This is a genomic window from Microbacterium sp. NPDC077663 (genome assembly GCF_044542795.1).
Lineage (GTDB): Bacteria > Actinomycetota > Actinomycetes > Actinomycetales > Microbacteriaceae > Microbacterium.
Genome location: NZ_JBITVE010000001.1, coordinates 365340 through 390230 on the forward strand (window position 1 = coordinate 365340; position 24891 = coordinate 390230).

25 protein-coding genes are annotated in these 24891 nt (G+C 69.8%); 22 read left to right on the plus strand and 3 right to left on the minus strand.

Annotated features, from left to right (window positions below; translation table 11 throughout):
* Nucleotides 1–15 precede the first annotated feature (15 nt).
* The 8 genes from argS to prfA all read left to right on the plus strand — a co-directional run bounded on the left by argS (nt 16) and on the right by prfA (nt 10587).
* Complete coding sequence (gene argS, locus ACIGEP_RS01765) at nt 16–1683, plus strand: arginine--tRNA ligase (protein WP_396659918.1); 1668 nt, start codon at nt 16–18, stop codon at nt 1681–1683.
* A gap of 1 nt (nt 1684) precedes the next feature.
* The gene (locus tag ACIGEP_RS01770; RefSeq protein WP_396659919.1) at nt 1685–2461 is read left to right on the plus strand and encodes a DUF2993 domain-containing protein; all 777 of its coding nucleotides are present in this window, start codon (nt 1685–1687) and stop codon (nt 2459–2461) included.
* A gap of 107 nt (nt 2462–2568) precedes the next feature.
* Entirely contained in the window at nt 2569–3996 is a 1428-nt protein-coding gene (lysA, locus tag ACIGEP_RS01775; protein ID WP_396659920.1) for a diaminopimelate decarboxylase, read from the plus strand.
* Nucleotides 3993–5330 carry a homoserine dehydrogenase gene (locus ACIGEP_RS01780; protein WP_396659921.1) on the plus strand — a complete coding sequence of 446 codons (1338 nt, stop codon included), beginning with the start codon at nt 3993–3995 and terminating at the stop codon, nt 5328–5330. The genes lysA and ACIGEP_RS01780 overlap by 4 nt, the downstream gene beginning before the upstream one ends.
* Nucleotide 5331: 1 nt before the next feature.
* On the plus strand, nt 5332–6414 hold the full coding sequence (thrC, locus tag ACIGEP_RS01785; protein WP_396659922.1) for a threonine synthase: 1083 nt from the start codon (nt 5332–5334) through the stop codon (nt 6412–6414).
* Nucleotides 6411–7343: a homoserine kinase gene (gene thrB / locus ACIGEP_RS01790; RefSeq protein WP_396659923.1), complete on the plus strand. Its 933-nt coding sequence runs from the start codon at nt 6411–6413 to the stop codon at nt 7341–7343. The genes thrC and thrB overlap by 4 nt, the downstream gene beginning before the upstream one ends.
* A 163-nt stretch (nt 7344–7506) precedes the next feature.
* Nucleotides 7507–9498, plus strand: a complete 1992-nt coding sequence (rho, locus tag ACIGEP_RS01795) for a transcription termination factor Rho (RefSeq protein ID WP_396659925.1) — start codon at nt 7507–7509, stop codon at nt 9496–9498.
* Nucleotides 9499–9507: 9 nt separating this feature from the next.
* The gene (gene prfA, locus ACIGEP_RS01800) at nt 9508–10587 is read left to right on the plus strand and encodes a peptide chain release factor 1 (RefSeq protein WP_396659926.1); all 1080 of its coding nucleotides are present in this window, start codon (nt 9508–9510) and stop codon (nt 10585–10587) included.
* 4 nt (nt 10588–10591) lie between these two features.
* Here prfA and epsC read toward each other — a convergent pair whose 3' ends face one another.
* Together epsC and cysK are read right to left on the minus strand one after the other, a co-directional pair.
* On the minus strand, nt 10592–11197 hold the full coding sequence (gene epsC, locus ACIGEP_RS01805) for a serine O-acetyltransferase EpsC (protein ID WP_396659927.1): 606 nt from the start codon (nt 11195–11197) through the stop codon (nt 10592–10594).
* A 26-nt stretch (nt 11198–11223) separates the two neighbouring features.
* Nucleotides 11224–12159: a cysteine synthase A gene (gene cysK / locus ACIGEP_RS01810; protein WP_396659928.1), complete on the minus strand. Its 936-nt coding sequence runs from the start codon at nt 12157–12159 to the stop codon at nt 11224–11226.
* Between the two features lie 130 nt (nt 12160–12289).
* Between cysK and prmC the strand changes: the two genes are divergently transcribed.
* The 13 genes from prmC (at nt 12290) to ACIGEP_RS01875 (ending at nt 23360) form a co-directional block, all read left to right on the plus strand.
* The gene (gene prmC, locus ACIGEP_RS01815) at nt 12290–13180 is read left to right on the plus strand and encodes a peptide chain release factor N(5)-glutamine methyltransferase (RefSeq protein ID WP_396659929.1); all 891 of its coding nucleotides are present in this window, start codon (nt 12290–12292) and stop codon (nt 13178–13180) included.
* A 68-nt stretch (nt 13181–13248) separates the two neighbouring features.
* Entirely contained in the window at nt 13249–13944 is a 696-nt protein-coding gene (locus ACIGEP_RS01820) for an L-threonylcarbamoyladenylate synthase (protein ID WP_396659930.1), read from the plus strand.
* A complete protein-coding gene (locus tag ACIGEP_RS01825) occupies nt 13941–15101 on the plus strand; it encodes an MraY family glycosyltransferase (protein WP_396659931.1) in 1161 nt (386 codons plus the stop codon). The genes ACIGEP_RS01820 and ACIGEP_RS01825 overlap by 4 nt, the downstream gene beginning before the upstream one ends.
* A complete protein-coding gene (locus ACIGEP_RS01830; protein WP_396659932.1) occupies nt 15098–15592 on the plus strand; it encodes a hypothetical protein in 495 nt (164 codons plus the stop codon). The genes ACIGEP_RS01825 and ACIGEP_RS01830 overlap by 4 nt, the downstream gene beginning before the upstream one ends.
* Before the next feature lie 129 nt (nt 15593–15721).
* On the plus strand, nt 15722–16510 hold the full coding sequence (gene atpB / locus ACIGEP_RS01835) for a F0F1 ATP synthase subunit A (RefSeq protein WP_396660991.1): 789 nt from the start codon (nt 15722–15724) through the stop codon (nt 16508–16510).
* A 46-nt stretch (nt 16511–16556) separates the two neighbouring features.
* Nucleotides 16557–16790, plus strand: coding sequence for an ATP synthase F0 subunit C (gene atpE / locus ACIGEP_RS01840; RefSeq protein ID WP_064001481.1), 234 nt, complete (start codon nt 16557–16559; stop codon nt 16788–16790).
* A gap of 28 nt (nt 16791–16818) precedes the next feature.
* Nucleotides 16819–17373 carry a F0F1 ATP synthase subunit B gene (locus ACIGEP_RS01845; RefSeq protein ID WP_396659933.1) on the plus strand — a complete coding sequence of 185 codons (555 nt, stop codon included), beginning with the start codon at nt 16819–16821 and terminating at the stop codon, nt 17371–17373.
* Nucleotides 17373–18161 (plus strand): F0F1 ATP synthase subunit delta, encoded by a 789-nt coding sequence (locus ACIGEP_RS01850; RefSeq protein ID WP_217531175.1) that lies wholly within the window; start codon nt 17373–17375, stop codon nt 18159–18161. Before ACIGEP_RS01845 ends, ACIGEP_RS01850 begins: the two co-directional genes overlap by 1 nt.
* Nucleotides 18162–18235: 74 nt before the next feature.
* Nucleotides 18236–19876: a F0F1 ATP synthase subunit alpha gene (gene atpA, locus ACIGEP_RS01855; RefSeq protein ID WP_217531176.1), complete on the plus strand. Its 1641-nt coding sequence runs from the start codon at nt 18236–18238 to the stop codon at nt 19874–19876.
* Nucleotides 19877–19899: 23 nt separating this feature from the next.
* Nucleotides 19900–20796, plus strand: a complete 897-nt coding sequence (locus ACIGEP_RS01860) for a F0F1 ATP synthase subunit gamma (RefSeq protein WP_217531177.1) — start codon at nt 19900–19902, stop codon at nt 20794–20796.
* A 22-nt stretch (nt 20797–20818) separates the two neighbouring features.
* On the plus strand, nt 20819–22267 hold the full coding sequence (gene atpD, locus ACIGEP_RS01865; RefSeq protein WP_217531178.1) for a F0F1 ATP synthase subunit beta: 1449 nt from the start codon (nt 20819–20821) through the stop codon (nt 22265–22267).
* Between the two features lies 1 nt (nt 22268).
* Nucleotides 22269–22529 carry a F0F1 ATP synthase subunit epsilon gene (locus ACIGEP_RS01870; RefSeq protein WP_396659934.1) on the plus strand — a complete coding sequence of 87 codons (261 nt, stop codon included), beginning with the start codon at nt 22269–22271 and terminating at the stop codon, nt 22527–22529.
* A gap of 66 nt (nt 22530–22595) precedes the next feature.
* The gene (locus ACIGEP_RS01875; RefSeq protein WP_396659935.1) at nt 22596–23360 is read left to right on the plus strand and encodes a YaaA family protein; all 765 of its coding nucleotides are present in this window, start codon (nt 22596–22598) and stop codon (nt 23358–23360) included.
* Here the strand turns inward: ACIGEP_RS01875 and ACIGEP_RS01880 are convergent.
* Complete coding sequence (locus tag ACIGEP_RS01880) at nt 23350–23871, minus strand: DUF4870 domain-containing protein (RefSeq protein WP_396659936.1); 522 nt, start codon at nt 23869–23871, stop codon at nt 23350–23352. The two genes, ACIGEP_RS01875 and ACIGEP_RS01880, sit on opposite strands and share 11 nt — an antisense overlap.
* A 178-nt stretch (nt 23872–24049) precedes the next feature.
* On the opposite strand from ACIGEP_RS01880, the gene ACIGEP_RS01885 reads away from it, so the two are divergent.
* Nucleotides 24050–24868 carry a PP2C family protein-serine/threonine phosphatase gene (locus tag ACIGEP_RS01885; protein WP_396659937.1) on the plus strand — a complete coding sequence of 273 codons (819 nt, stop codon included), beginning with the start codon at nt 24050–24052 and terminating at the stop codon, nt 24866–24868.
* Nucleotides 24869–24891 lie beyond the last annotated feature (23 nt).

Below are 24891 nucleotides of genomic sequence, written 5' to 3' on the forward strand. Positions count from 1 at the left end.
TAGACTTGTCGGGTTATGACTCCCGAAGCCCTCTCCGCCGCCCTCCTCGCCGTCGTCACCCCGCTCGTGGAGGCGCGACGACCCGGCTCCGGTGAGGCGCTCACGGTCGCCGACTTCCCGGTGGAGCGCCCGAAGAACCGCGACCATGGGGATTGGGCCTCGAACGCCGCCCTCAAGCTCGCGAAGCAGGTGGGTGCGAACCCGCGCGAGTTCGCCGCCGAGGTTGCCGACGCGCTCGCCGCGATCGACGGCATCGCCTCGGTCGAGGTCGCCGGTCCCGGATTCATCAACATCAGATTGGATGCCGCCGCTGCCGGCGCGCTCGCGAAGACCATCGTCGAGGCCGGCGCGGCTTTCGGGCATGGGCGTTCGCAGGAGGGCAACACGATCAACCTCGAGTTCGTCAGCGCGAACCCGACCGGCCCGATGCACATCGGCCACACCCGTTGGGCGGCCCTGGGCGACGCCATCGCACGCCTGTTGCTCGCCAGTGGTGCGACGCTCGTCCGCGAGTTCTACATCAACGACGCCGGCGCACAGATGGACCGGTTCGGTCGATCCGTGCTGGCGCGGATGAAGGGGGAGCCAGCGCCCGAGGACGGCTACGCCGGGGCCTACATCGACGACCTCGCGACCCGTGTCGCAGAGATCGAGCCCGCCATCAGCGACCTGCCCCAGGACAAGCAGGTCGCCGTCGCGCGCGATCGCGCCTATGCGCTGCAGCTCGCCGAGCTCCAGGCATCCCTCGAGAAGTTCAACGTCCACTTCGACGTCTTCTTCAGCGAGCGCACGCTGCACGCCGCCGGCGAGGACGGCGGTCCGAGCCTGGTCGACCAGGCCGTCGATCGCCTGCGTGCACAGGGTCACGTGTTCGACGCCGACGGTGCGGTGTGGGTGCGTACGACCGACTTCGGCGACGACAAGGACCGCGTCATCCGTCGTTCGAACGGCGAGTACACCTACTTCGCCGCCGACGCCGCGTACTACCTGAACAAGGGCGACCGCGGGTTCGCACACAAGATCTACCTGCTCGGCGCCGACCACCACGGCTATGTCCATCGTCTGAAGGCGCTCGCCGGCGCGGCGGGCGACGACCCCGAGAAGGACATCGAGGTGCTCATCGGACAGCTCGTGTCGATCAACGGCGCCCGGCTGTCCAAGCGCGCCGGCAACATCATCGAGCTCGACGACCTGCGGGAGTGGCTCGGGACCGACGCGCTGCGGTACTCGCTGGCGCGCTACCCGGCGGATTCACCGCTCACGCTCGACCCCGAGATCCTGCAGAAGCGCACGAACGACAATCCGGTGTTCTACGTGCAGTACGCCCACGCGCGAACGCACAACGTCGCCCGCAACGCCGCCGACTCGGGCGTCGCGCGCGACGCGTTCGCCCCCGAGCTGCTGACGCACGAGACGGAGTCCGCCCTGCTGGGCGCCCTGCAGGAGTTCCCCCGTCTCGTGGCGTTCGCGGCGGAGCTGCGGGAGCCCCACCGCATCGCGCGGTACCTCGAGGAGCTCGCGAGCCTCTACCACCGCTGGTACGACTCCTGCCGCGTGACGCCCCTCGGCGACGAGGAGGTCACCGACCTGCACCGCACCCGCCTGTGGCTGAACGACGCGACCGGCCAGGTGCTGCGCAACGGCCTCGACCTGCTCGGCGTCAGCGCGCCCGAGCGGATGTGACGTGACCACCGTCACGGCGCCCCGCCGACACCGACGCGGCTGGGTCGTCGTGATCGTCGTCGTCGCGGTCGTCGCCGCGCTGGTGGTCGCCGCCGAGTTCGCGGCACGCGCGATCGTTCCGCAGGTCATCAGGTCGCAGCTCGTCTCGAACCTCGGCCTGCCCGAGGATCAGGCGATCGACGTCGACATCCCCGGACTGCTCCTGCCCCAGCTGGTGGTCGGCAACATCCCTTCGATGAGCCTGTCCGCGGATGACGTGGAGGTCGACGGCATCTCGGGCGACGTCGAGGTGACCATCGCGGATGCCCCGGTTCGCCAGGGCGGCGACTGGAGCAGCGCGCGGGCCGTCGTCGTGATGGACGAGGAGCAGGTCCGCGCGATTCTCTCCCGGGTGGACGGGTTCCCCGTCGACGCCTTCCGTCTCGCCCCGCCCGACGTCGCGCTCGACACCGAGCTCAACGTGTTCGGGGCCGCCGTCCCGCTCGGTGTGCGCCTGTCGGCCGTGGCAGAGGACGGCGAACTCGTCCTGTCGCCGACCACGTTCCGCCTCGGCGAGGTGGACGTCTCGGCCGAGGCGCTGCGGCAGCAGCTGGGCCCGCTCGTCGGGTCCTTCGCGCAGAACTGGCCGGTGTGCCTCGCGGACTACCTGCCGCGCGCGCTTACGCTCACCGACGTCACCGTGGCCGAGCGCGGGGTCGTCGCCTCCTTCGACATCGACAGCGCGATCCTCCGCGACACGACCGCGCAGCGGCCCGGTTCCTGCGCCGACGCCTCGTAGCGTCACGGGGCCGGGGGCCGCGACCGGGGTGCCCTAGACTGTGGGCACCGTCGGGGCGTGGCCACACCGCCCGACGATCCCGTTCCCACCCCGATTGGTGCCCCTGCGTGTCCACCGCCTCCGACCGTCCCGCCGTGCCCGAGTGGCTCACGAAGCCGGATGACGCGAATGCGCTCGTCGAGGCCGTCTGGCCGGACGGCACCGCGCGGGACGACGCCGGCACGCTCGCATTCGGCGGCATCCCGGCCACCGAGCTCGCGGAGAGGTTCGGCACACCGGTCTACGTCGTCGACGAGGACCTGATCCGGGCCCGCGCCCGCGAGGTGCTGGCCGCGTTCTACGACGCCGCGGCCCGTCACGGCGGCACGGCGCGGGTGTACTACGCCGGCAAGGCGCTGCTGACCACCGACGTCGTCCGCTGGGTCACCGCCGAGGGCCTCGGTGTCGACGTGGCCAGTGGCGGCGAACTCGCCGTCGCCCTCGCCGCGGGAGCGGACGCGGCGCGCCTCGGCTTGCACGGCAACAACAAGCTCCCCGTCGAGATCGGCCGCGCCGTCCGCGTGGGCGTCGGCTCGATCGTGATCGACTCGCTGATCGAGATCGAGCGCGTCGCCGCAGAGGCCGCGGCGCAGGGCGTCGTGCAGACCGTCCTCCTCCGGGTCAACAGCGGTGTGCACGCCGAGACGCACGACTTCCTCGCGACGGCCCACGAGGACCAGAAGTTCGGCTTCGCCCTGACGGATGCCGAGACTGCGGTCGCCCGCATCCGTGAGCTCCCGTCGCTCCGCTTCGCCGGGCTCCACTGCCACATCGGCTCGCAGATCTTCGGCACGGCCGGGTTCGCGGAGTCCGCCGCCCGCGTCGTCGAGCTCCACGCGCGTCTGCGCGAGGGCGGTGAGGTGCCCCTGCTGAACCTCGGCGGCGGCTTCGGCATCGCCTACACCTCGAAGGACGACCCGACCCCGATCGCCGAGCTCGCCGAGGGGATCGTCGCGGCCGTCGCACGGGAGTGCGCGAGCCGCGGCATCCCGCTTCCCGAGCTCGCCTTCGAACCCGGACGCAGCATCGTCGGCCGCGCGGGCGTGACGCTGTACCGCGTCGGGACCGTCAAGCCCGTGCGCGTTTCGGACGAGCTCGAGCGGCTGTATGTCAGCGTCGACGGCGGCATGAGCGACAACGCGCGGACGGCTCTCTACGGGGCCGACTACAGCGCCCGCCTCGCGAACCGCCGGAGCGAAGCCGACGCCGCGCTGACGCGTGTGGTGGGCCGCCACTGCGAGGCCGGCGACATCGTCGTCTCGGCCGAGTACCTCCCCGGCGACGTCGAGCCGGGCGACCTGCTCGCCGTCGCCGCCACGGGCGCCTACTGCTTCTCGCTCGCGAGCAACTACAACTACCTGACCCGTCCTCCCGTGGTCGCCGTCGGCGGCGGCGCCGCACGGCTGATCGTCCGCGGCGAGACGGAGGACGACCTGCTGGCGCGCGACCTCGGCGTCGCACCGGCCGCATCCCGCACCACCGAGGAGTCCGCATGATCGAACCCCGTCGCCTCCGCGTCGCGCTCCTGGGAGCCGGTGCCGTCGGATCGCAGGTCGCCCGCCTCCTGCTGACGCACGCCGACGAGCTCGCCGACCGCGCCGGTGCCCCGCTCGACCTCGTGGGGATCGCCGTCCGCGATGTCGACGCCCCCCGTGAGGCCGACCTGCCGCGGGGCCTCTTCACGACCGACGCCGACACGCTCATCGCCGGTGCGGACATCGTCATCGAGGTCACCGGCGGGCTCGAGCCCGCCCGCACCCGCATCCTCCACGCACTGTCCTCCGGCGCCGACGTCGTCACGGCCAACAAGGCGCTCCTGGCCACCCATGGCAGCGAGATCTTCGACGCCGCCGACCAGGTCGGTGCCACCGTCGCCTACGAGGCCGCCGTCGCCGGCGCCATCCCGATCATCCGGCCCCTGCGCGACTCTCTCGCGGGCGATCGCGTGCGCAGGATCATGGGCATCGTCAACGGCACGACCAACTACATCCTCGACCGCATGGACCGAGAGGGTCTCGGGTTCGACGAGGTGCTCGGCGAGGCGCAGCGGCTTGGCTATGCCGAGGCCGACCCGACGGCGGATGTCGAGGGCTACGACGCCGCGCAGAAGGCCGCCATCCTGGCGAGCCTCGCCTTCCACACGACCGTCCCCCTCGATGCGGTGCATCGCGAGGGCATCACGTCGGTGGATGCGGGTGTCATCGAGGCCGCACGCAAGGCCGGCTACGTCGTGAAGCTGCTCGCCGTCTGCGAGCGTCTCGTCGACCAGCCCGACGCGGCGCCCACCGGCGAGGCGATCTCGGTGAGGGTCTATCCGGCGCTCGTTCCGCGCGAGCACCCCCTCGCCTCGGTGCACGGCGCGAACAACGCCGTCTTCGTCGAGGCCGAGGCCGCCGGCGATCTCATGTTCTACGGCGCGGGCGCCGGGGGAGTGCAGACCGCCTCCGCCGTTCTCGGCGACGTCGTGTCGGCTGCGCGGCGCCACGTCGCCGGAGGCCCGGGCGTCGGGGAGTCGACCCGGGCGGGCCTGCCGATCGTGCCGATCGGCCGCATCCGCACCAGCTGCCAGATCACGCTCGAGGTCGACGACCGACCGGGTGTCCTGGCGACCGTCGCCGGCATCCTCAGCGACGGGGACGTGTCCATCGCGACCGTCGAGCAGACCACCTCGGGCGACGCCGTCGCCCAGGGCAACGGGGATGCCGTCGCGCACCTCGTCATCGGAACCCACACGGCCCGGGAGCAGGACCTGGCCGACACCGTCGAGCGGCTCGCTGCCACCAGCGCCGTCCGCCGCGTGATCTCGGTCCTGCGCGTAGAAGGAGACTGACATGGCACACGTCTGGCGCGGAGTCCTCCGCGAGTACGCCGATCGACTGGGCGTCACCGACGCCTCGACCGTCGTGACGCTCGGCGAGGGCGGCACGCCCCTGATCCCCGCCGCCTCGCTGTCGCGCATCACCGGCGCCGACGTCTACATCAAGTTCGAGGGCATGAACCCGACGGGCTCGTTCAAGGACCGCGGCATGACGGTCGCGCTGTCGCGCGCGGTCGAGCACGGTGCCGAGGCGGTCATCTGCGCCTCGACCGGCAACACCTCGGCCTCCGCTGCGGCGTATGCCGCGCATGCCGGCATCACGGCGGCCGTCCTCGTCCCCGAGGGCAAGATCGCGATGGGCAAGCTCAGCCAGGCGGTCGCCCACAACGGCAAGCTCATCCAGCTCCGCGGCAACTTCGACGACTGCCTCGAGATCGCGCGCGAGCTCGCCGGCGGGTACAAGGTGCACCTCGTCAACTCGGTCAACCCCGACCGCATCGAGGGGCAGAAGACCGCCGCCTACGAGGTCGTCAGCCAGCTCGGCGACGCCCCCGACTTCCACTTCATCCCCGTCGGCAACGCCGGCAACTACACCGCTTACTCGCGGGGATACCGCGAAGAGGCCGAGCGAGGCGTCGCGACGCGCGTGCCCCGCATGTTCGGCTTCCAGGCCGAGGGGTCGGCGCCGCTCGTGCGCGGCGAGGTTGTGAAGAATCCCGAGACCATCGCATCCGCCATCCGCATCGGCAACCCCGCCTCGTGGGACCTCGCCCTCGAGGCGCGCACGGCCACGGACGGGTGGTTCGGGGCGATCGACGACGAGCGCATCCTCGCCGCGCAGAAGCTCCTCGCCGGCACCGTCGGCGTGTTCGTCGAGCCGGCCTCCGCGATCAGCGTCGCGGGCCTGCTCGACCGCGCCAAGGCCGGGGTCATCCCGAACGGCGCCAAGGTCGTGCTGACGGTCACCGGACACGGCCTGAAGGACCCGCAGTGGGCGCTGCGCAACGCGGACGGCTCGCAGGTCGAGCCCCTCGTCGTGGACGCTGCGACCAGCGAGGTGGCGTCCGCGCTCGACCTCACCCGCGTGGCGGGATGACGCTCGCCGGGCGCTCCGTCGCCGTCCGGGTCCCGGCGACGAGCGCCAACCTGGGGCCGGGGTTCGACACGCTCGGACTCGCCCTGAGCGTGCACGACGAGCTCGTCGTCACCGCTCTCGACGGCCCCGGGCTGGAGATCGAGGTCACGGGCGAGGGGTCCGCGGATGTGCCGACGGATGCCTCGCACCTCGTCGTGCGCTCCATGGCGTACGCCTTCGAGGCGGTCGGCCGGCCGATGCCCGGCATCCGTCTGCGCGCTCACAACGTGATCCCGCACGGCCGCGGGATGGGCTCGTCGGGAGCGGCGGTCGTCGCCGGTCTGCTCGCGGCGCAGGGCCTGCTCGAGGGGGACGTGACGCTCGGACCCGAGACCCTGCTGCGCCTCGCCACCGAGCTCGAAGGACACCCCGACAATGTCGCGCCCGCGCTGTTCGGCGGCCTCACGATCGCCTGGATGGATCAGGACGGCCCGCAGCACAAGAAGCTCGCCGTCCACCGGGGCGTCTCCCCGCTCGTGTTCGTGCCGGACTTCACGATGTCGACGTCGGTGGCTCGCGGCCTCGCCCCGCTCCACGTCACCCGCGAGGACGCCGTCTTCAACGTCTCTCGATCCGCTCTTCTGATCGCCGCGCTGACGCAGAGTCCGGAACTGCTCATGGCCGCCACCGAGGACAAGCTGCACCAGTCCTACCGGGCGCAGGCGATGCCGGCAACCGACGCACTCGTGCAGTCCTTGCGATCGGCGGGCTTCGCCGCCGTCGTGTCGGGTGCCGGTCCGAGTGTGCTCGTCCTGGCCGACGGACCCGGACGCCGCCTCGAGGCGGTCGAGTTCGCGGCCCGGTCGACGGACACGCCATGGAAACCGCTGCTGCTGGCCGTCGATGTCCGGGGTGGTACAGTGAGGGACCATACGGAGGATGCCACGTAATCACGTGAATCTGCCCTCCATCGCAATCTGCGAACCACCGCACACCCCTTCTGACGGGCCTGCGCAACGTCTGTGCCTGCGCGAACACCCCGCTGAGGATTCGGATCCGTCGTGGACGGAACCATCTGCGGTTATGACTTTCCACATCTGAAAGGGAGAACTCGTGGAGTCCATCTCCGAGATCCAGACCGGCGACGACGTCGCCACCGGCGGCGCCGCTGCCGACGAGACCACCACGGACGTTGCCGCCCCGTCGGCTGTGCCAGCGACCGAAGACACCGCCGTCGAGGAGGCCCCCGCTGAGGAGGCTCCCGCGGACGAGGCCTCCGCTGAGGAGGCCCCCGCTGCGGCCGTCGCCGATGACGAGGTCGCCGCCGCCGCGCCGGCCGTCGACGAAGCCCCGGCTGAGGACAATTCCGCCGAGAAGCCGGCGAAGGCGCCGCGCAAGCGCGCTCCGCGTCGTGCCAAGAGCACCGACGTGCCTGCTGCCGAGACCGCGCCCGCCGCCGACGAGGCGCCCGCCGCCGACGCTCCGACTGTGGACGCATCCGCCGAGACCGCGGCCGCCGAGACGCCGGCCGCGGAGACTCCGGCCGCGGAGACTCCGGCCGCCGACGCCGCCGTCGAGGCTCCTGCAGCCGACGACGCCCAGGGCGACGCCGCCGCGGAGGCTGTCACCGGCGACGCCGCGGCACCGACGGCATCCGCTGAGGATGGCGACAACACCGGCGAGGGGTCCGGCCGCAGCCGCAGCCGTTCGCGCAGCCGCAGCCGCAACCGCAACAAGGGCGACAACGCCCAGGCCGGCGGAGCCCAGAACGGGAACGGCCAGAACGGCAACGGCCAGAACGCACCCGCCGACAAGCCCGCCGTCGAGGAGAAGACCGACGACGAGCAGGGGCAGGGACGTGGTCGTCAGCGCAACAAGCGCCGCGGTCAGAACACGAACGACGAGTTCGACACCGAGATCGGCGAGGACGACGTCCTCATCCCGATCGCGGGCATCCTCGACGTCCTCGACAACTACGCCTTCGTCCGCACGACGGGCTACCTCCCCGGTCAGAGCGACGTCTACGTCTCGCTCGGTCAGGTCAAGAAGTACAACCTGCGCAAGGGCGACGCCGTCGTCGGTGCGATCAAGCAGCCCCGCGAGGGCGAGCAGTCGAGCCGTCAGAAGTACAACGCCCTCGTCAAGGTCGACGCCGTCAACGGCCTGTCGGTCGAGGACGCCGCGACTCGCGTCGAGTTCGGCAAGCTGACGCCGCTCTACCCGCAGGAGCGCCTGCGCCTCGAGACGGCTCCCGAGAAGCTGACGCAGCGCATCATCGACCTTGTCGCCCCGATCGGAAAGGGTCAGCGCGGACTGATCGTCGCACCGCCCAAGGCCGGTAAGACGATCGTCCTGCAGCAGATCGCGAACGCCATCGCGACGAACAACCCCGAGGTCCACCTCATGGTCGTTCTCGTCGACGAGCGCCCCGAAGAGGTCACCGACATGCAGCGGACCGTCAAGGGCGAGGTCATCGCCTCGACGTTCGACCGCCCCGCAGAGGACCACACGACCGTCGCCGAGCTCGCCATCGAGCGCGCGAAGCGTCTCGTCGAGCTCGGCCGCGACGTCGTCGTGCTCCTCGACTCGATCACCCGCCTCGGTCGTGCGTACAACATCTCGGCACCGACCTCGGGTCGCGTGCTCACGGGCGGCGTCGACGCCTCCGCGCTCTACCCGCCCAAGCGCTTCTTCGGCGCCGCGCGCAACATCGAGAACGGCGGATCGCTCACGATCCTCGCCACGGCGCTCGTCGAGACCGGCTCCAAGATGGACGACGTCATCTTCGAGGAGTTCAAGGGCACCGGCAACAGCGAGCTGCGCCTCTCGCGCCAGCTGGCCGACAAGCGCATCTTCCCCGCCGTCGACGTGAACGCCTCGAGCACGCGTCGCGAGGAGATGCTGCTCTCGGCCGACGAGGTCAAGATCACGTGGAAGCTGCGTCGCGCCCTCGCGGGCCTCGACCCGCACCAGGCCCTCGAGGTCGTCCTCGGCAAGCTGAAGGAGACGACGTCGAACGTCGAGTTCCTCGTGCAGATGCAGAAGTCGATCCCGGCACCCGCCGCGGGCGGCCACGGACACGGGCACGAGAACAGCATCCGCTGACGCCGAGTCGTGTTCGAGTCCGTCCAGACGCTGATCGACGAGCACCGCGCGGTCCAGGAGGAACTCTCGGACCCCGCGGTGCACGCCGATGCGGCGCGCGCGAAACGCGTCAACCGGCGGTACGCCGAGCTGTCGCGCATCGTCGCGGCCTACGACGCCTGGCGCGCGGCCGAGGATGATCTCGCTGCGGCGCGGGAGCTCGCCAAGGAGGATGCCGCCTTCGCCGACGAGGTCCCCGCGCTCGAGCAGCGACTCGCCGAGGCGCAGGAGAAGCTCCGCCGGCTGCTGATCCCGCGCGACCCCGACGACGCCCGTGACGTGATCCTCGAGATCAAGGCGGGGGAGGGCGGCGCCGAGTCGGCGCTGTTCGCCGCCGACTTGCTGCGCATGTACCTGCAGTACGCCGCGTCGCAGGGCTGGAAGACGGAACTCCTCGAGCGCAACGAATCGGACCTCGGCGGCTACAAGGACGTCCAGGTCGCGATCAAGGGTTCCTCGAGCGACCCGGCGCAGGGCGTCTGGGCGCACCTGAAGTACGAGGGCGGTGTCCACCGCGTGCAGCGGGTGCCCGCGACCGAGTCGCAGGGCCGCATCCACACCTCGACGACCGGCGTGCTGGTCTTCCCCGAGGTCGACGAGCCCGAAGAGGTGCAGATCGACCCGAACGACCTCAAGATCGACGTCTTCCGCTCCTCGGGGCCGGGAGGGCAGTCGGTCAACACCACCGACTCCGCCGTCCGCATCACGCACGTGCCGACCGGCATCGTGGTGTCGATGCAGAACGAGAAGAGTCAGCTGCAGAACCGCGAAGCCGGCATGCGCGTACTCCGCGCGCGGCTGCTCGCCAAGCAGCAGGAGGAGCGGGATGCCGCGGCATCCGACGCCCGCAGGTCGCAGATCCGGGGAATGGACCGCTCCGAGCGCATCCGCACGTACAACTTCCCCGAGAACCGGATCGCCGACCACCGCACCGGGTACAAGGCCTACAACCTCGACCAGGTGATGGACGGCGCCCTCGCCCCGCTCATCGAGTCCGCCATTGCGGCCGATGAGGAGGCGCGGCTGGCGGCGGTGGGCTCGGAGGCCTGACCGTTCAGATGTGGTACTCGGGCGCCGTGAGGATCGCCCGGGTGTCCTCGCCGACCGCCCGGCGCCGCGCACGCGCCGGCACCCCGACGAGCACGGAGTCGGCGGGCGCGTCCTTCGTGACGACGGCGTTCGCACCGATCACCGAGTGGGCGCCGATGACGACGGGGCCGAGGATCTTCGCCCCCGCGCCGACGGCGACACCGTCCTCGAGGGTGGGATGCCGCTTGCCGCCGTCGCGGGTCCGTCCGCCCAGCGTCACCCCGTGGTACAGCATGACGTCGTCGCCGACCTCGGCCGTCTCACCGATGACGACGCCCATGCCGTGGTCGATGAAGAACCGTCGTCCGATGCGCGCCCCGGGGTGGATCTCGATGCCGGTGAGCCAGCGGGTCACCTGCGAGAGCGCGCGGGCGGGGAATCGCCATCCGCGTCGCCAGAGCGCGTGCGCGACCCGGTGGCTCCACACGGCGTGGAGCCCCGGGTACAGCAGCGCGATCTCGGCACCGCCGCGTGCTGCGGGGTCGCGCAGCTTCGCGGCGGCGACGTCCTCGCGGACGGCGCGGACCGCGGCGACGAGGCTGCGACGGACGGAGGTGGCGATGCCGGGCACGACGAACCTTTCGAGAGGGGACCGGGTCAGTCGCGGAACTCCTCGAAGAGCGCCGTCGACAGGTACCGCTCGCCGAAGGACGGGATGATCACGACGATGTTCTTCCCCTCCGCCTCGGGTCGGGCCGCGACCTGGAGGGCTGCCCAGATGGCCGCGCCCGAGGAGATGCCGACGAGGATGCCCTCACTGGTGGCGACCTTCTTCGCGGTCTCGATCGCGTCGTCGAAGGTGACGTCCTGCACCTCGTCGATGACGCCCTGGTCGAGGATCGGGGGGATGAAGTTCGGGCCGATGCCCTGGATCTTGTGGGGGCCGGGCTTGCCCTCGGTCAGCAGCGGGGAGTCCTTCGGCTCGACCGCGACGACCTTCGCGGCGGGTACGCGCTCCTTGAGGACCTGGCCGACACCCGTGATGGTGCCGCCCGTGCCGATGCCGGCGACGAAGTAGTCGACCGCGCCGTCGGTGTCGCGCAGGATCTCCTCGGCGGTGGTCTTGCGGTGGATCTCGACGTTGGCCTGGTTGGCGAACTGCTTCGCGAGCACGGCGCCGGGGGTCTCGGCGGCGATGCGCTCGGCCTCGCCGACGGCGCCCTTCATGCCGAGCGACGGGTCGGTCAGCACGAGCTCGGCGCCGTAGGCGCGCAGCAGCATCCGCCGCTCGACCGACATAGACGACGGCATCGTCAGGATCACCTTGTAGCCGCGGGCGGCTCCGACCATGGCGAGGGCGATGCCGGTGTTGCCGCTCGTCCCCTCGACGATCGTGCCGCCGGGCTTCAGCTCTCCGGACGCCTCGGCGGCGTCGACGATGGCGATGCCCAGGCGGTCCTTGACCGAGGATGCCGGGTTGTAGAACTCGAGCTTGGCGAGGATGGTCCCCGGCAGCCCCTCCGACACGCGGTTCAGTCGGACGAGGGGGGTGTTGCCGAATGCGCTCGTGATGTCGGAGTGGATGCCGGTCATGGGATGCCTTCCGTGCGGGTGGGGTCGAAGGGTGCGGCTCAGGTGACCGCGATGCGCCCCCCAGCCTACGGTCCCGGTGGCACCCGCAGCCCTCTGTGACGCTGCGGTGCGCGGTATCCTGAGACTTCCCATGTCGACTTCACGGACTTCCGACGCGCCCGCGGGCAGCGACCTCGCCCCCCTCGTGCGTCTCGCCGCCGAGCGGCTCACCGCCGCCGGCGTCCCGTCGTCCGGCGTCGACGCCGAGCTCCTCGCCGCTCACGTCCTCGGGGTGGGCCGGGGCGAGCTCGCCGCCGCGATGATGCGCGGTGATCGGATGCCGGAGCACGCCGCGACCCGCTTCGCCGAGCTCGTGGAGCGCCGCGCCGCGCGGGAGCCGCTTCAGCATCTGACCGGAACGGCTCCGTTCCGCCACCTCGAACTCCGTGTCGGTCCCGGAGTCTTCGTGCCGCGTCCCGAGACCGAGATGGTCGCCCAGCTCGCGATCGATGCGCTGCGCGCGGCGCCGGGTCCCGAGCCGATCGCCGTCGATCTCGGCACCGGCAGCGGGGCGCTCGCGCTGTCGCTCGCGACCGAGGTGCCGCACGCGCAGGTACATGCGGCGGAGAACTCCGTCGACGCGTTCATCTGGGCGAAGGAGAACTTCGCCCAGCACGCGCCGCACGCCCGGCTCGCGTTCATCGACCTCGCCGATGCGTTCCCCGAGCTCGACGGTCGCGTGTCGGTCGTGGTCTCGAACCCGCCCTACGTGCCCGCCGACGCGATTCCGCGCGATCCCGAGGTGCGGTTCTGGGATCCGCCGGCGGCGCTGTACGGCGGTCCCGACGGGTTGGACGTCGTCCGCGTCCTCTCGGGCGTCGCGCTGCGGCTGCTCCACCCCGGCGGCACGCTGGTGATCGAACACGGCGAATGGCAGGGTCCCGGCATCCGCGACCTGTTGACGGTCGATGGATGGCGCGGCGCCGCCACCCACCGCGACCTCACCACCCGCGACCGCGCGACGACCGCCCTGCGTCCCTGAATCCGGGCGACCGGTCCCCGGGGGTTCGCAGGCGGTCCCGAGCCCGGTCCTCGTAGAATGCTGCGGATATGTCTCCCGTCCTCGACTGCCGTGCCGCCGACCAGTTGCTCCCCGCTCTGCGCCAGGCGCGCCAGGCCATCGGCCGCGGCGAACTGATCGTGATGCCGACCGACACCGTCTACGGCGTGGCCGCCGACGCGTTCAACGCCTCCGCCGTCGCGCGCCTGCTCGCCGCCAAGGGCCGCGGCCGGCAGTCTCCTCCGCCGGTGCTGGTCTCCGGACCCGACACGATGCGCGCCCTCGTCGCGGAGGTGCCCGAACCCGTCGACCGTCTGGTCGAGCGGTTCTGGCCGGGCGGACTCACGATCGTGCTGCCCGCGCAGCCCTCACTGCAGTGGGATCTCGGCGAGACGCGCGGCACCGTCGCGGTGCGCATGCCGGACGACGCGTTCGCCCTGGAATTGCTGCAGGAGACCGGGCCGCTGGCGGTCTCGAGCGCGAACCTCACGGGCAAGCCCGCCGCTCTCGAGATCGAGTCGGCGATCGAGATGCTCCGCGACAGCATCTCGGTGTACCTCGACGGAGGGCTCGTCGACACCGGTGTCGCCTCGACCATCATCGACGCCACGGGTCTCGTCGGTCGCGACCGCCGACCCGTCGCCGTCCTGCGCGACGGCGCGGTCTCGCGCGCCGAGCTGCGCGAGGTGCTCGGCGACCTGCTCGAGCCGGATCCGGTCGCGCCCGACGAATCCGACGCCGCGTGAGGGACTACCTGCTCGCGTTCGTCATCACCGGCGCCCTGACCTTCGTCTTCTCGTGGGTCGTCTGGCGTGTGGCGATGAAGTTCGGGCTCCACCCGGCGATCCGCGAGCGGGACGTGCACAAGACCCCGACGCCGCGGCTCGGGGGAGTGGCGATGTTCATCGGCATGCTCGGGTTCTTCGTCCTGTCGTCGCAGCTGCCCGCCTTCGCCATCGTCTGGCAGGAGCCGTCCATGGTGTGGTCGCTCCTGGGTGCGGCGGCCCTGATGGTCGTGGTCGGCGTGGCAGACGACCTGTGGGACCTCGACTGGATGATCAAGCTCGGGGCGCAGTTCGTCGCCGCCTGGATCGTCGTGTCGCCGGGCGGCATCCAGATCTTCTATCTCCCCGTCGGGCAGCAGGTCGTCGTCTCGAGCTGGGTCAGCATCAGCCTGTCGATCCTGCTCATCGTGATCGTCATGAACGCCGTCAATTTCATCGACGGCCTCGACGGCCTGGTCGCCGGGGTCTGCCTCATCGCCAACGCGGTGTTCTTCGCCTACTCGGCGATGCTCGTGCGCGACTTCGACAACAGTGAACAGAGCAACACCGGCGTGTTCATCGCGATCGTGCTGCTCGGGATGTGCGCCGGATTCCTGCCGTTCAACTGGAACCCGGCACGGATGTTCATGGGGGATGCCGGTGCCCTCCTCCTCGGCCTCATGATGGCGTCGTCGGCCATCGTCGTCACCGGCAACCTGCCGCCGAACCTGCTCAGCGACAACGACCTGTTCGGCCGGTCGCAGCTGCTCGGTGCGTTCATCCCCGTCATCCTGCCCGTCGTCATCGTGCTGCTGCCGCTCGTCGACTTCGGTCTCGCAGTCGTGCGTCGCATGGCGCAGGGGAAATCGCCGTTCTCGCCCGACCGCAAGCACCTCCACCACCGGATGCTCGACATGGGACACACCGACCGGAACGCGGTCTTCGTGTTCTACGCGTGGACCGCGGTCGTCTCGCTGTCGGTCCTGCTCATGTACATCGGCACGACCAAGGGGTGGCCCGGCCGCTATTGGCCCGGTGTCGCCTTCCTCGTCATCGGATGCATCGCCTGCGTCCTCGTCACACTGCCCCCCGCGCGACGTGCCCGAGCGGTCGCGCCCGAACAGAAGGTCCGCTCGTGAGCACCCTTTCGTCCACGTCCATGCTGCGCACCGCACTCGTGTGGTCCGGGATCGTCACCCTCGTCCTCCTCCTCGCCGGGGGAGCGGTCGGACTGCTCGTCGCCGGCACCTCGGGGCTGTGGAGCGCCCTCGTCGCCGTCCTCATGGCGGCGGTCTTCCTCGCCTTCACGATCGTGTCGATCCTCATCGCCAATCGGTTCTACGGCGACCCGCTGTTCGTCCCGATCTTCTTCGGCTCGGTCATGGGCGGATGGATCCTCAAGTTCGTGGTGTTCCTCGTCGTCCTCTTCGTCCTGCGCGACCAGCCGTGGCTGACGCCCCTGGTCTTCCTCGTCTCCCTCGTCGTCAGCATCGTCGCCTCCCTGGTCGTGGACGTCGTCGTGATGCTCCGGATGCGGACCTCCGCCGTCAGCGACACGACGCTGCCCACCGCCGCGGAGGTGGAAGCCGGTGAACGCCGGCCCGGGGACTCGGCCACGTCTCAGGACTGATAGGCTGTTCTCCGAGCCCGCCTGATCCCGACGGGAACGTCTGCGGAGTCAGCTCACCGACCATCGTCGCCCGATCCTTAGATCGACGCCCCGAAGCTGGAGCCAGCGCTGTTTACTCAAGCTGCGACCCTGATCGCTACTGCCGCCGAAGACGCCCCTGAATTCCATGGGCCGTCGATCTCGGAATTCTTCCCCGACGCGGTCTTCCAGATCGGTGCCCTCGAGATCAACCGGATCCACCTGATCCAGATCCTCGCGACGATCGCCATCGTCCTCATCTTCTGGCTCGGCACCCGCCGCATGACGGTCGTGCCGGGACGTTTCCAGAGCGTCGTCGAGATGGGCCTGGACTTCGTCCGCGTCAACATCGCCGAGGACCTGCTGGGCAAGAAGGACGGCCGGCGCTTCCTGCCGATCCTCACCACGATCTTCTTCATGGTGCTGTTCATGAACATCACGGGTGTCATCCCGTTCCTGAACATCGCCGGTTCCTCGATCGTCGCGGTTCCCCTGCTGCTGGCCCTCGTCGCATACGTGACCTTCATCTACGCCGGCATCAAGCACAACGCGGGTGCGTTCTTCAAGAACTCGCTCATGCCGTCGGGCGTGCCGTGGCCGCTCTACATCATCATCATCCCGCTCGAGTTCCTCTCGACCTTCATCATCCGACCCGTCACGCTGACGCTGCGTCTCCTGATGAACATGATCGTCGGGCACCTCATGCTGGTCCTGTTCTTCGCAGCGACCCAGTTCTTCCTCCTCGACGTCGGCGGCTGGTTCTCCGCCCTGGCTGCGGGCACGCTCGCGTTCGGGTTCGCCTTCACGCTGTTCGAGATCTTCGTCGCCTTCCTCCAGGCCTACGTCTTCGCCATCCTCACCGCGGTCTACATCCAGCTCGCGGTGGCAGAAGAGCACTAAGCGGTCCGGCGCACGCCGAACCATCCAACCGAAAGGAAACACCTCCGTGGACGCAACTACGGTTCTCGCCGCCCTCGAGGGCAACGTCGCGACGATGGGCTACGGCCTCGCCGCCATCGGTCCCGCCATCGGCGTGGGCATCGTCGTGGGCAAGACGATCGAGGGCGTCGCCCGTCAGCCCGAGCTGGCCGGTCGCCTCCAGGTCCTGATGTTCATCGGTATCGCCTTCACCGAGGCGCTCGCCTTCATCGGCATCGCGACCTACTTCATCTTCGTCTGATCCCCGAACAGATTCCTAAGGAGACAGGATGCTGAACGCTCTTGTCGCGTACGCCGCAGAAGAGGGCGAGGCGCACAACCCGCTCATCCCCGCGTGGTACGACATCATCTGGTCGGGCGTCTGCTTCGTCGTGATCCTGTTCGTCTTCTGGCGGGTCGCCCTGCCGAAGATGCAGGCTCTGCTCGACCAGCGCGCTGCTGCCATCGAAGGCAACATCGCGAAGGCCGACGAGGCGCAGCGCAAGGCGGAAGCCGCTCTCGAGGAGTACACGGCCCAGCTGGCCGAGGCTCGCAAAGAGGCCGGTGAGATCCGTGAGGCCGCTCGTGAGGACGGCAAGAAGATCGTCACCGAGGCCAAGGACACCGCCGCCGCCGAGGCTGCGCGCCTGACCGCCGCGGCGCACTCCCAGATCGAGGCCGAGCGCCAGAGCGCGCTCGTCTCGCTCCGCAGCGAGGTGGGCACCCTCGCCCTCGACCTCGCCGGTGGCGTGATCGGTGAGACCCTGTCGGACGACGCCAAGGCCCAGGCCGTGGTCGACCGCTTCCTCGCCGACCTCGAGGCATCCGAGAAGGCGGCCAAGTAATGGGCAGCGCGACCACTCAGGCCCTTGCGGCGACGACGTCGGCCCTGCAGGCCGCGCCGGGCGTCGACCTCGACGTCGCCCGCGAGCTCTTCGCCGCGGTCCGCGTCCTGGCCGGCTCGTCGCAGCTGAGCGGCGCGCTCTCCGACGCGTCGGCGCCCGTGGAGGGACGCCGGAAGGTCGTCGCGAGCGTGTTCGGCACGTTCGCGCCGGCCACGGTCGCCGTCCTCGACGCGGCTGTCCGCGAGCGGTGGTCTTCGGCCGCCGATCTGCTGACCGGCATCGAGGAGGCTGGCATCCGCGCCGCCGCCATCGCCGCACCGCAGGCCGACATCGAGGCCGAGCTGTTCTCGGTGGCCCGGACGATCGCTGCCAACCCCGAGCTCGAACTCGCGCTCGGCAGCCGTCTGGGTGAGGCATCCGCCAAGGGCGCCCTCATCGAGACGCTGCTCGCCGGTCGTGCCGCCGAGCCGACGGTGATCATCGTCGCCTCGCTGGCGCAGCTCCCACGGGAGCGGCGCTTCCGCTCCATGCTCGGCTGGGCGCTGCGCGTCGTCGCCGACCAGCGCGGGCGGGTGGTGGCGACAGTGTTCGCGGCCTCCGAACTCACGCAGGCGCAGACCGAGCGTCTGCAGCAGACCCTCGCTGCGCGCTACGGCACCGAGGTCTCGCTCAACGTCGTCATCGACCCCGAGGTCGTCGGCGGCGTGCGCATCGAGATCGGCGACGACGTGATCGACGCCACCGTCTCGTCCCGACTGGGCGAGCTCCGCCAGCGTCTGGCGGGCTGACTCTTCCCGCTCCACCGAGGAGCGGACCCGGCAGGCCAGGTGCCCGCCACAAGACCTCACTAAGAAGGAAGACCATGGCAGAACTGTCCATCAGCCCCGACGTCATCCGTGACGCGCTGAAAGACTTCGTCGCCGCCTACGAGCCCACCGGGGCTGCGGCGACCGAGGTCGGCACCGTCGTCGACGCCGCGGACGGCATCGCCCACGTCGAGGGCCTGCCCGGCGTGATGGCGAACGAGCTCGTCCGCTTCGGCAACGGCGTCGAGGGTCTCGCGCAGAACCTCGACGAGCACGAGATCGGTGTCGTCGTCCTCGGCGACTTCGCCGGCATCGAGGCCGGCCAGAAGGTCACCCGCACCGGCGAGGTCCTCTCGGTCGGTGTCGGCGAGGGCTACCTCGGCCGCGTCGTCGACCCGCTCGGCAACCCGATCGACGGCCTCGGCGAGATCGCCACGACCGGCCGCCGTGCGCTCGAGCTCCAGGCTCCGGGCGTCATGCAGCGCAAGTCGGTACACGAGCCCATGCAGACCGGCATCAAGGCCATCGACGCCATGATCCCCGTCGGCCGCGGCCAGCGTCAGCTGATCATCGGCGACCGCCAGACCGGCAAGACCGCGATCGCGATCGACACGATCATCAACCAGAAGGCCAACTGGGAGTCGGGTGACGTCAGCAAGCAGGTCCGCTGCATCTACGTCGCGATCGGCCAGAAGGGCTCGACCATCGCCTCGGTGAAGGGCGCGCTCGAGGACGCCGGTGCCATGGAGTACACGACGATCGTCGCGGCCCCGGCATCCGACCCCGCCGGCTTCAAGTACCTCGCTCCCTACACCGGCTCGGCCATCGGCCAGCACTGGATGTACGAGGGCAAGCACGTCCTCATCATCTTCGACGACCTGTCGAAGCAGGCCGAGGCCTACCGCGCCGTGTCGCTGCTGCTGCGCCGTCCGCCGGGCCGTGAGGCCTACCCGGGCGACGTCTTCTACCTGCACTCGCGTCTGCTCGAGCGTTGCGCCAAGCTCTCCGACGAGCTGGGCGCCGGCTCGATGACGGGTCTCCCGATCATCGAGACGAAGGCCAACGACGTCTCGGCGTACATCCCGACCAACGTGATCTCGATCACCGACGGCCAGATCTTCCTGCAGTCCGACCTGTTCAACGCCAACCAGCGTCCCGCGGTCGACGTGGGTATCTCGGTCTCGCGCGTCGGCGGTGACGCTCAGGTCAAGTCGATCAAGAAGGTCTCGGGAACGCTCAAGCTCGAGCTCGCCCAGTACCGCTCGCTCGAGGCGTTCGCGATGTTCGCCTCCGACCTCGACGCCGCATCGCGTCGTCAGCTCGCCCGTGGTGCGCGCCTGACCGAGCTGCTCAAGCAGCCGCAGTACTCGCCGTACCCCGTCGAGGAGCAGGTCGTCTCGATCTGGGCCGGCACCAACGGCAAGCTCGACACGATCGAGGTGGAGGACGTCCTCCGCTTCGAGCGTGAGCTGCTCGATCACCTCAAGCGGAACACGTCGATCCTCGACACGCTGCGCGAGACGAACGTCCTCGGTGACGACACCGTCGCGGAGCTCGACAAGGCGGTCGACGCCTTCGTCCTCGAGTTCCAGGGCGGCAAGGGTCAGGCACTCGGCGCGCCGGGTCACGAAGAGGTCGCCGCTGCGGACGCCGACGACGTGAACCAGGAGAAGATCGTCAAGGGCCGCCGCGGCTGACGCCGACGGGAGACTCATAACCAATGGGCGCACAACTCAGGGTCTACAAGCAGAAGATCTCTTCTGCTCAGACGACCAAGAAGATCACGAAGGCGATGGAACTCATCGCGGCTTCGCGCATCCAGAAGGCGATGGCACGCGTCCGCGCGTCCAACCCCTTCGCGCGAGCCGTGACGCGTGCCGTCTCCGCCGTGGCGACGCACTCGAACGTGCAGCACCCGCTGACCACCGAACGCGAGGACATCCGGCGCTCCGCCGTCGTCGTCTTCGGCTCGGACCGCGGTCTCGCCGGCGCGTTCAACTCGCAGGTGATCCGCGAGGCGCTGCAGCTCGGTGAGCTGCTGCGCAGCGAGGGTCGCGAGCCGGTGTTCTACCTCATCGGTCGCAAGCCCGTCGGGTTCTTCCAGTTCCGTCGCATCGCGACGGCGGGGGAGTGGATCGGTGACACCGACACCCCCGCCTTCTCGACGGCGGAGGAGATCGCGGCCGCGCTGATCGAGGCGTACGAGAAGGGCGGCGCGGACGGCGGCGTGGACGAGATCAACCTCGTCTACAACCGGTTCGTCAGCATGATGACGCAGACGCCCGAGACCGTCCGCCTGCTCCCGCTCGAGGTCGTCGAGGCGGAGGACGAGGCTTCCAGCCAGGTCTACCCGCTCTACGAGTTCGAACCGGATGCCGAGACGGTGCTCGACGCGCTGCTGCCGGTGTACGTGCAGAGCCGCGTGTTCAACGCGCTTCTGCAGTCGTCCGCCGCCAAGCAGGCCGCCACGCAGAAGGCGATGAAGTCCGCCAGCGACAACGCCGACAAGCTCATCACCGACTACACCCGCCTGCGCAACAACGCGCGTCAGGCGGAGATCACGCAGCAGATCGCCGAGATCGTCGGCGGCGCCGACGCGCTGGCGTCGGGCAAATAGACCACACGAAAGAAGAGAAGCCATGAGCCTCACCGCTGAGAAGACGGAGACCCCCGTCGTCGGTCGCGTCGCGCGCGTCACCGGCCCGGTCGTCGACATCGAGTTCCCGCACGACTCGATCCCCGAGGTCTACAACGCCCTCAAGACCACCATCACGATCGACGGCGAGTCGACCGAGATCACGCTCGAGGTCGCGCAGCACCTCGGCGACGACCTCGTCCGTGCCATCTCGCTGAAGCCCACCGACGGCATGGTCCGCGGCCAGGAGGTCCGCGACACCGGCGGCCCCATCACGGTCCCCGTCGGCGACGTCACCAAGGGCAAGGTCTTCAACGTCACGGGCGACGTCCTCAACGCCGCTCCGGGCGAGACCATCGAGGTCACCGAGCGCTGGGGCATCCACCGCTCGGCACCGAACTTCGACCAGCTCGAGTCCAAGACCGAGATGTTCGAGACCGGCATCAAGAGCATCGACCTGCTCACCCCGTACGTCCAGGGTGGAAAGATCGGTCTCTTCGGCGGTGCCGGCGTCGGCAAGACCGTCCTCATCCAGGAGATGATCCAGCGCGTCGCGCAGGACCACGGTGGTGTGTCGGTGTTCGCCGGTGTCGGTGAGCGCACCCGTGAGGGCAACGACCTCATCGGTGAGATGGAGGAGGCGGGCGTCTTCGACAAGACCGCCCTCGTCTTCGGCCAGATGGACGAGCCGCCGGGGACGCGTCTGCGTGTCGCCCTGTCGGCGCTGACGATGGCGGAGTACTTCCGCGACGTGCAGAAGCAGGACGTGCTCCTGTTCATCGACAACATCTTCCGCTTCACGCAGGCCGGTTCCGAGGTCTCCACGCTGCTGGGCCGCATGCCCTCCGCCGTGGGTTACCAGCCGAACCTCGCCGACGAGATGGGTGTCCTCCAGGAGCGCATCACCTCGACCCGCGGTCACTCGATCACCTCGCTGCAGGCGATCTACGTCCCCGCCGACGACTACACCGACCCGGCTCCGGCGACGACCTTCGCGCACCTCGACGCGACGACCGAGCTCTCGCGTGAGATCGCCTCGAAGGGTCTGTACCCGGCGATCGACCCGCTCACCTCGACGAGCCGCATCCTCGACCCGCGCTACATCGGTGAGGACCACTACCGCGTCGCCACCGCCGTGAAGCAGATCCTGCAGAAGAACAAGGAACTGCAGGAGATCATCGCGATCCTCGGTGTCGACGAGCTCTCCGAAGAGGACAAGATCGTCGTGTCGCGTGCACGCCGCATCCAGCAGTTCCTCTCGCAGAACACCTACATGGCGAAGAAGTTCACCGGTGTCGAGGGCTCCACGGTCCCGATCAAGGAGACCATCGAGTCGTTCGACGCGATCGTCAAGGGCGACTTCGACCACGTGGCCGAGCAGGCCTTCTTCAACGTCGGTGGCATCTCCGACGTCGAAGAGAAGTGGGCGCAGATCCAGAAGGAGAACGGCTGACATGGCGCTGACCGTCACCCTCGTCTCCGCTGAGGCGGAGGTCTGGCACGGCGAGGCGAGCCTCGTCGTGGCCAAGACGGTCGAGGGCGAGATCGGCTTCATGACCGGTCACGAGCCCGTCCTCGCCATCCTCGCGGAGGGCGAAGTCCGGATCACGCAGTCGAACGGCGAGAAGATCGTCGCGACGGCGGAGGACGGCTTCCTCTCGATGGAGAACGACGAGCTCACCATCGTGGCCGGGAACGCAGCCCTGCAGTCCTGACACCCCTTTCGCGCAGCGCCGTCCGGTTCACCGGGCGGCGCTGCGCTTTTCCCGGAGGTCCCGTTCGTGCTGATCCTGCTTCCCCCGTCCGAGACGAAACGCGCCGGTGGCGACGGCGCGTCGTGGCGCCCCGGCGCACTCGCGTACCCGCAGCTGTCCGCCGTACGCGAGCAGGTGATCGACGCACTCGTGGCGCTCAGCGGGGACGAGGACACCGCGGCGCGTGTGCTCAGGCTTTCGGCCCGTCAGCGGGGCGAGGTCGCGGTCAACGCCGCGCTGCGAGATTCGCCGACTATGCCGGCGGTGGACCGCTACACGGGGGTGCTCTTCGACGCACTCGACGCCGCGAGCCTCGACGCTTCGGCGCGCGCATGGGTGGGGGAGCACGTCGCGATCCACTCGGCCCCGTTCGGGCTGGTCGGGGCGATGGATCCGATCCCGGCGTACCGGCTGGGTGCCGGCATCCGTATTCCCGGACTCCCGCCGATGCGGGCCGTGTGGGCGGATGCCGTCGGTGCCGCGATCGCGGCATCCGCACCGTCCTTCGTGCTCGATCTGCGGTCGGAGGCGTACGCGGCACTCGGGCCGATTCCCGCCGACGTACCGCAGGCCTATGTGCGGGTCGTCTCGGAGGGGCCGGACGGCGCCGTCCGCGCCCTCAACCACTTCAACAAACACGCCAAGGGCGCGCTCGTGCGGCGGCTCGCGGCATCCCGTCCGGATGTCGCCGGACCCGACGCGCTCATGCGATGGGCGCAGGACGAGGGGATCGTCCTGCGCCCAACGGCGGCCGGCGAGCTGGAACTCGTCGTGGCGCCCGTTACGAGATGAAGCGGAAGGTGACCGGGTAGCGGTAGCTGCCGCCGGCGTTCACGCGCACCGCGCCGAGGATCGAGAAGATGATGTTCGCGACCCAGACGGCGAACGGGAGCAGCCCGCCGATGAAGCCGAGGAACGGGATGAAGGCCAGGATGGCGGCCACGATGTAGGCGGCGATCATGGCGATCGTGAAGGTGATCTGCCAGTTCAGCGCCTCCTTGCCCTCGACGTTCGTGCGGGGACCGCGGTCCTTGAACACGAGCCAGATGATGAGCGCCGGCAGGAAGCCCACGATGCCGCCGAGGTGGGCGAACATCGCCCACTGCTTGTCCTGGTCGGGGGTGAGCGGGGCGCCCGCTTGCGGCTGCCCGTATCCCGGCTGCCCGTACGGCTGCTGCTGCGCGTACGGCTGCTGGGGCGGGGGTGCGTAGCCACCGGGGTTCTGTCCCGGCGGAGGGGTCGGCGCGCCTGCGGGAGGCGGAGACGCGGGGCCGTCCTGCGGCGGCGTGTTCGGGTCTGTCATCGGTATGCCCTTCTGTCGGCGTCGCCGCGTGGCGCGGCTTCCAGCGCGCGTGCGCTGCCACACACGAAAGGTAGTGCCGCGGACAGGTCCGTGGCAACGCCCCGCGCCGCGTGATGACGGGGAAGGTCGTCCACTAGAGTGTGAGAACGCTGCACCGATCAGGAAGAAGGGTGGGAGCGTGCCCGAAGCCGTCACCTCGTCCCGCGTCGTCCCCTCCGGCGCAGGCCGCATCGAGGTGCGCTGGGCCGGGGTCACCCACCAGGGCCGCCGTCGCGAGAACAACCAGGATGCGGTGCTGTCGGCGTTCCCGCTCTTCGTCGTCGCCGACGGTATGGGCGGCCACATCGGCGGCGAGATCGCCAGCTCCCGCACGGTCGAGCGGCTGTCCGCCGCAGTGGATCGCGGAACCGTCTCGCCCGAGGCCATCGAGGACGCGCTGGAGCGGGCGGTGGCCGACATCGCGTCGCACGCCGAGACGACCGACGACGGCACCGGCACCACGGTGACCGGCGTCTACCTCGACCTCACCGGTGACGAGCCGACCTGGGTGACGCTCAACATCGGCGACTCCCGGGTGTACCTCCTGCGCGACGGCGCGCTCGCGCAGGTGACGACGGACCATTCCGTCGTCCAGGAGCTCATCGCCGCGGGCAGGCTCAGTCCCGAGGAGGCGGAGAACCACCCGTACGGCAACGTCATCACCCGAGCCGTGGGCCCGAGCGACGGGGTCGTCCCCGATTACGTCCGTCTCGAAGTGATCGACGGAGATCGGTTCGTCGTGTGCAGTGACGGGCTCACCAAGGAGCTCACCGATTACGGCATCCTGCACTTCCTCCTGCAGAACGAGGACCCGGCGGCCGCCGTCGAGGCGATGCTCGAGGCGGCACTCGAGAACGGCGGGCGCGACAACGTGTCGATCATCGTCGTGAGTGCGCGCCACGTCTCGGCCGATGACGACACCGCGACCGTCGAGATCTCCTCCCCGGTCGCATCCTGAGTCGCCTCGTCCACAGGACGCTC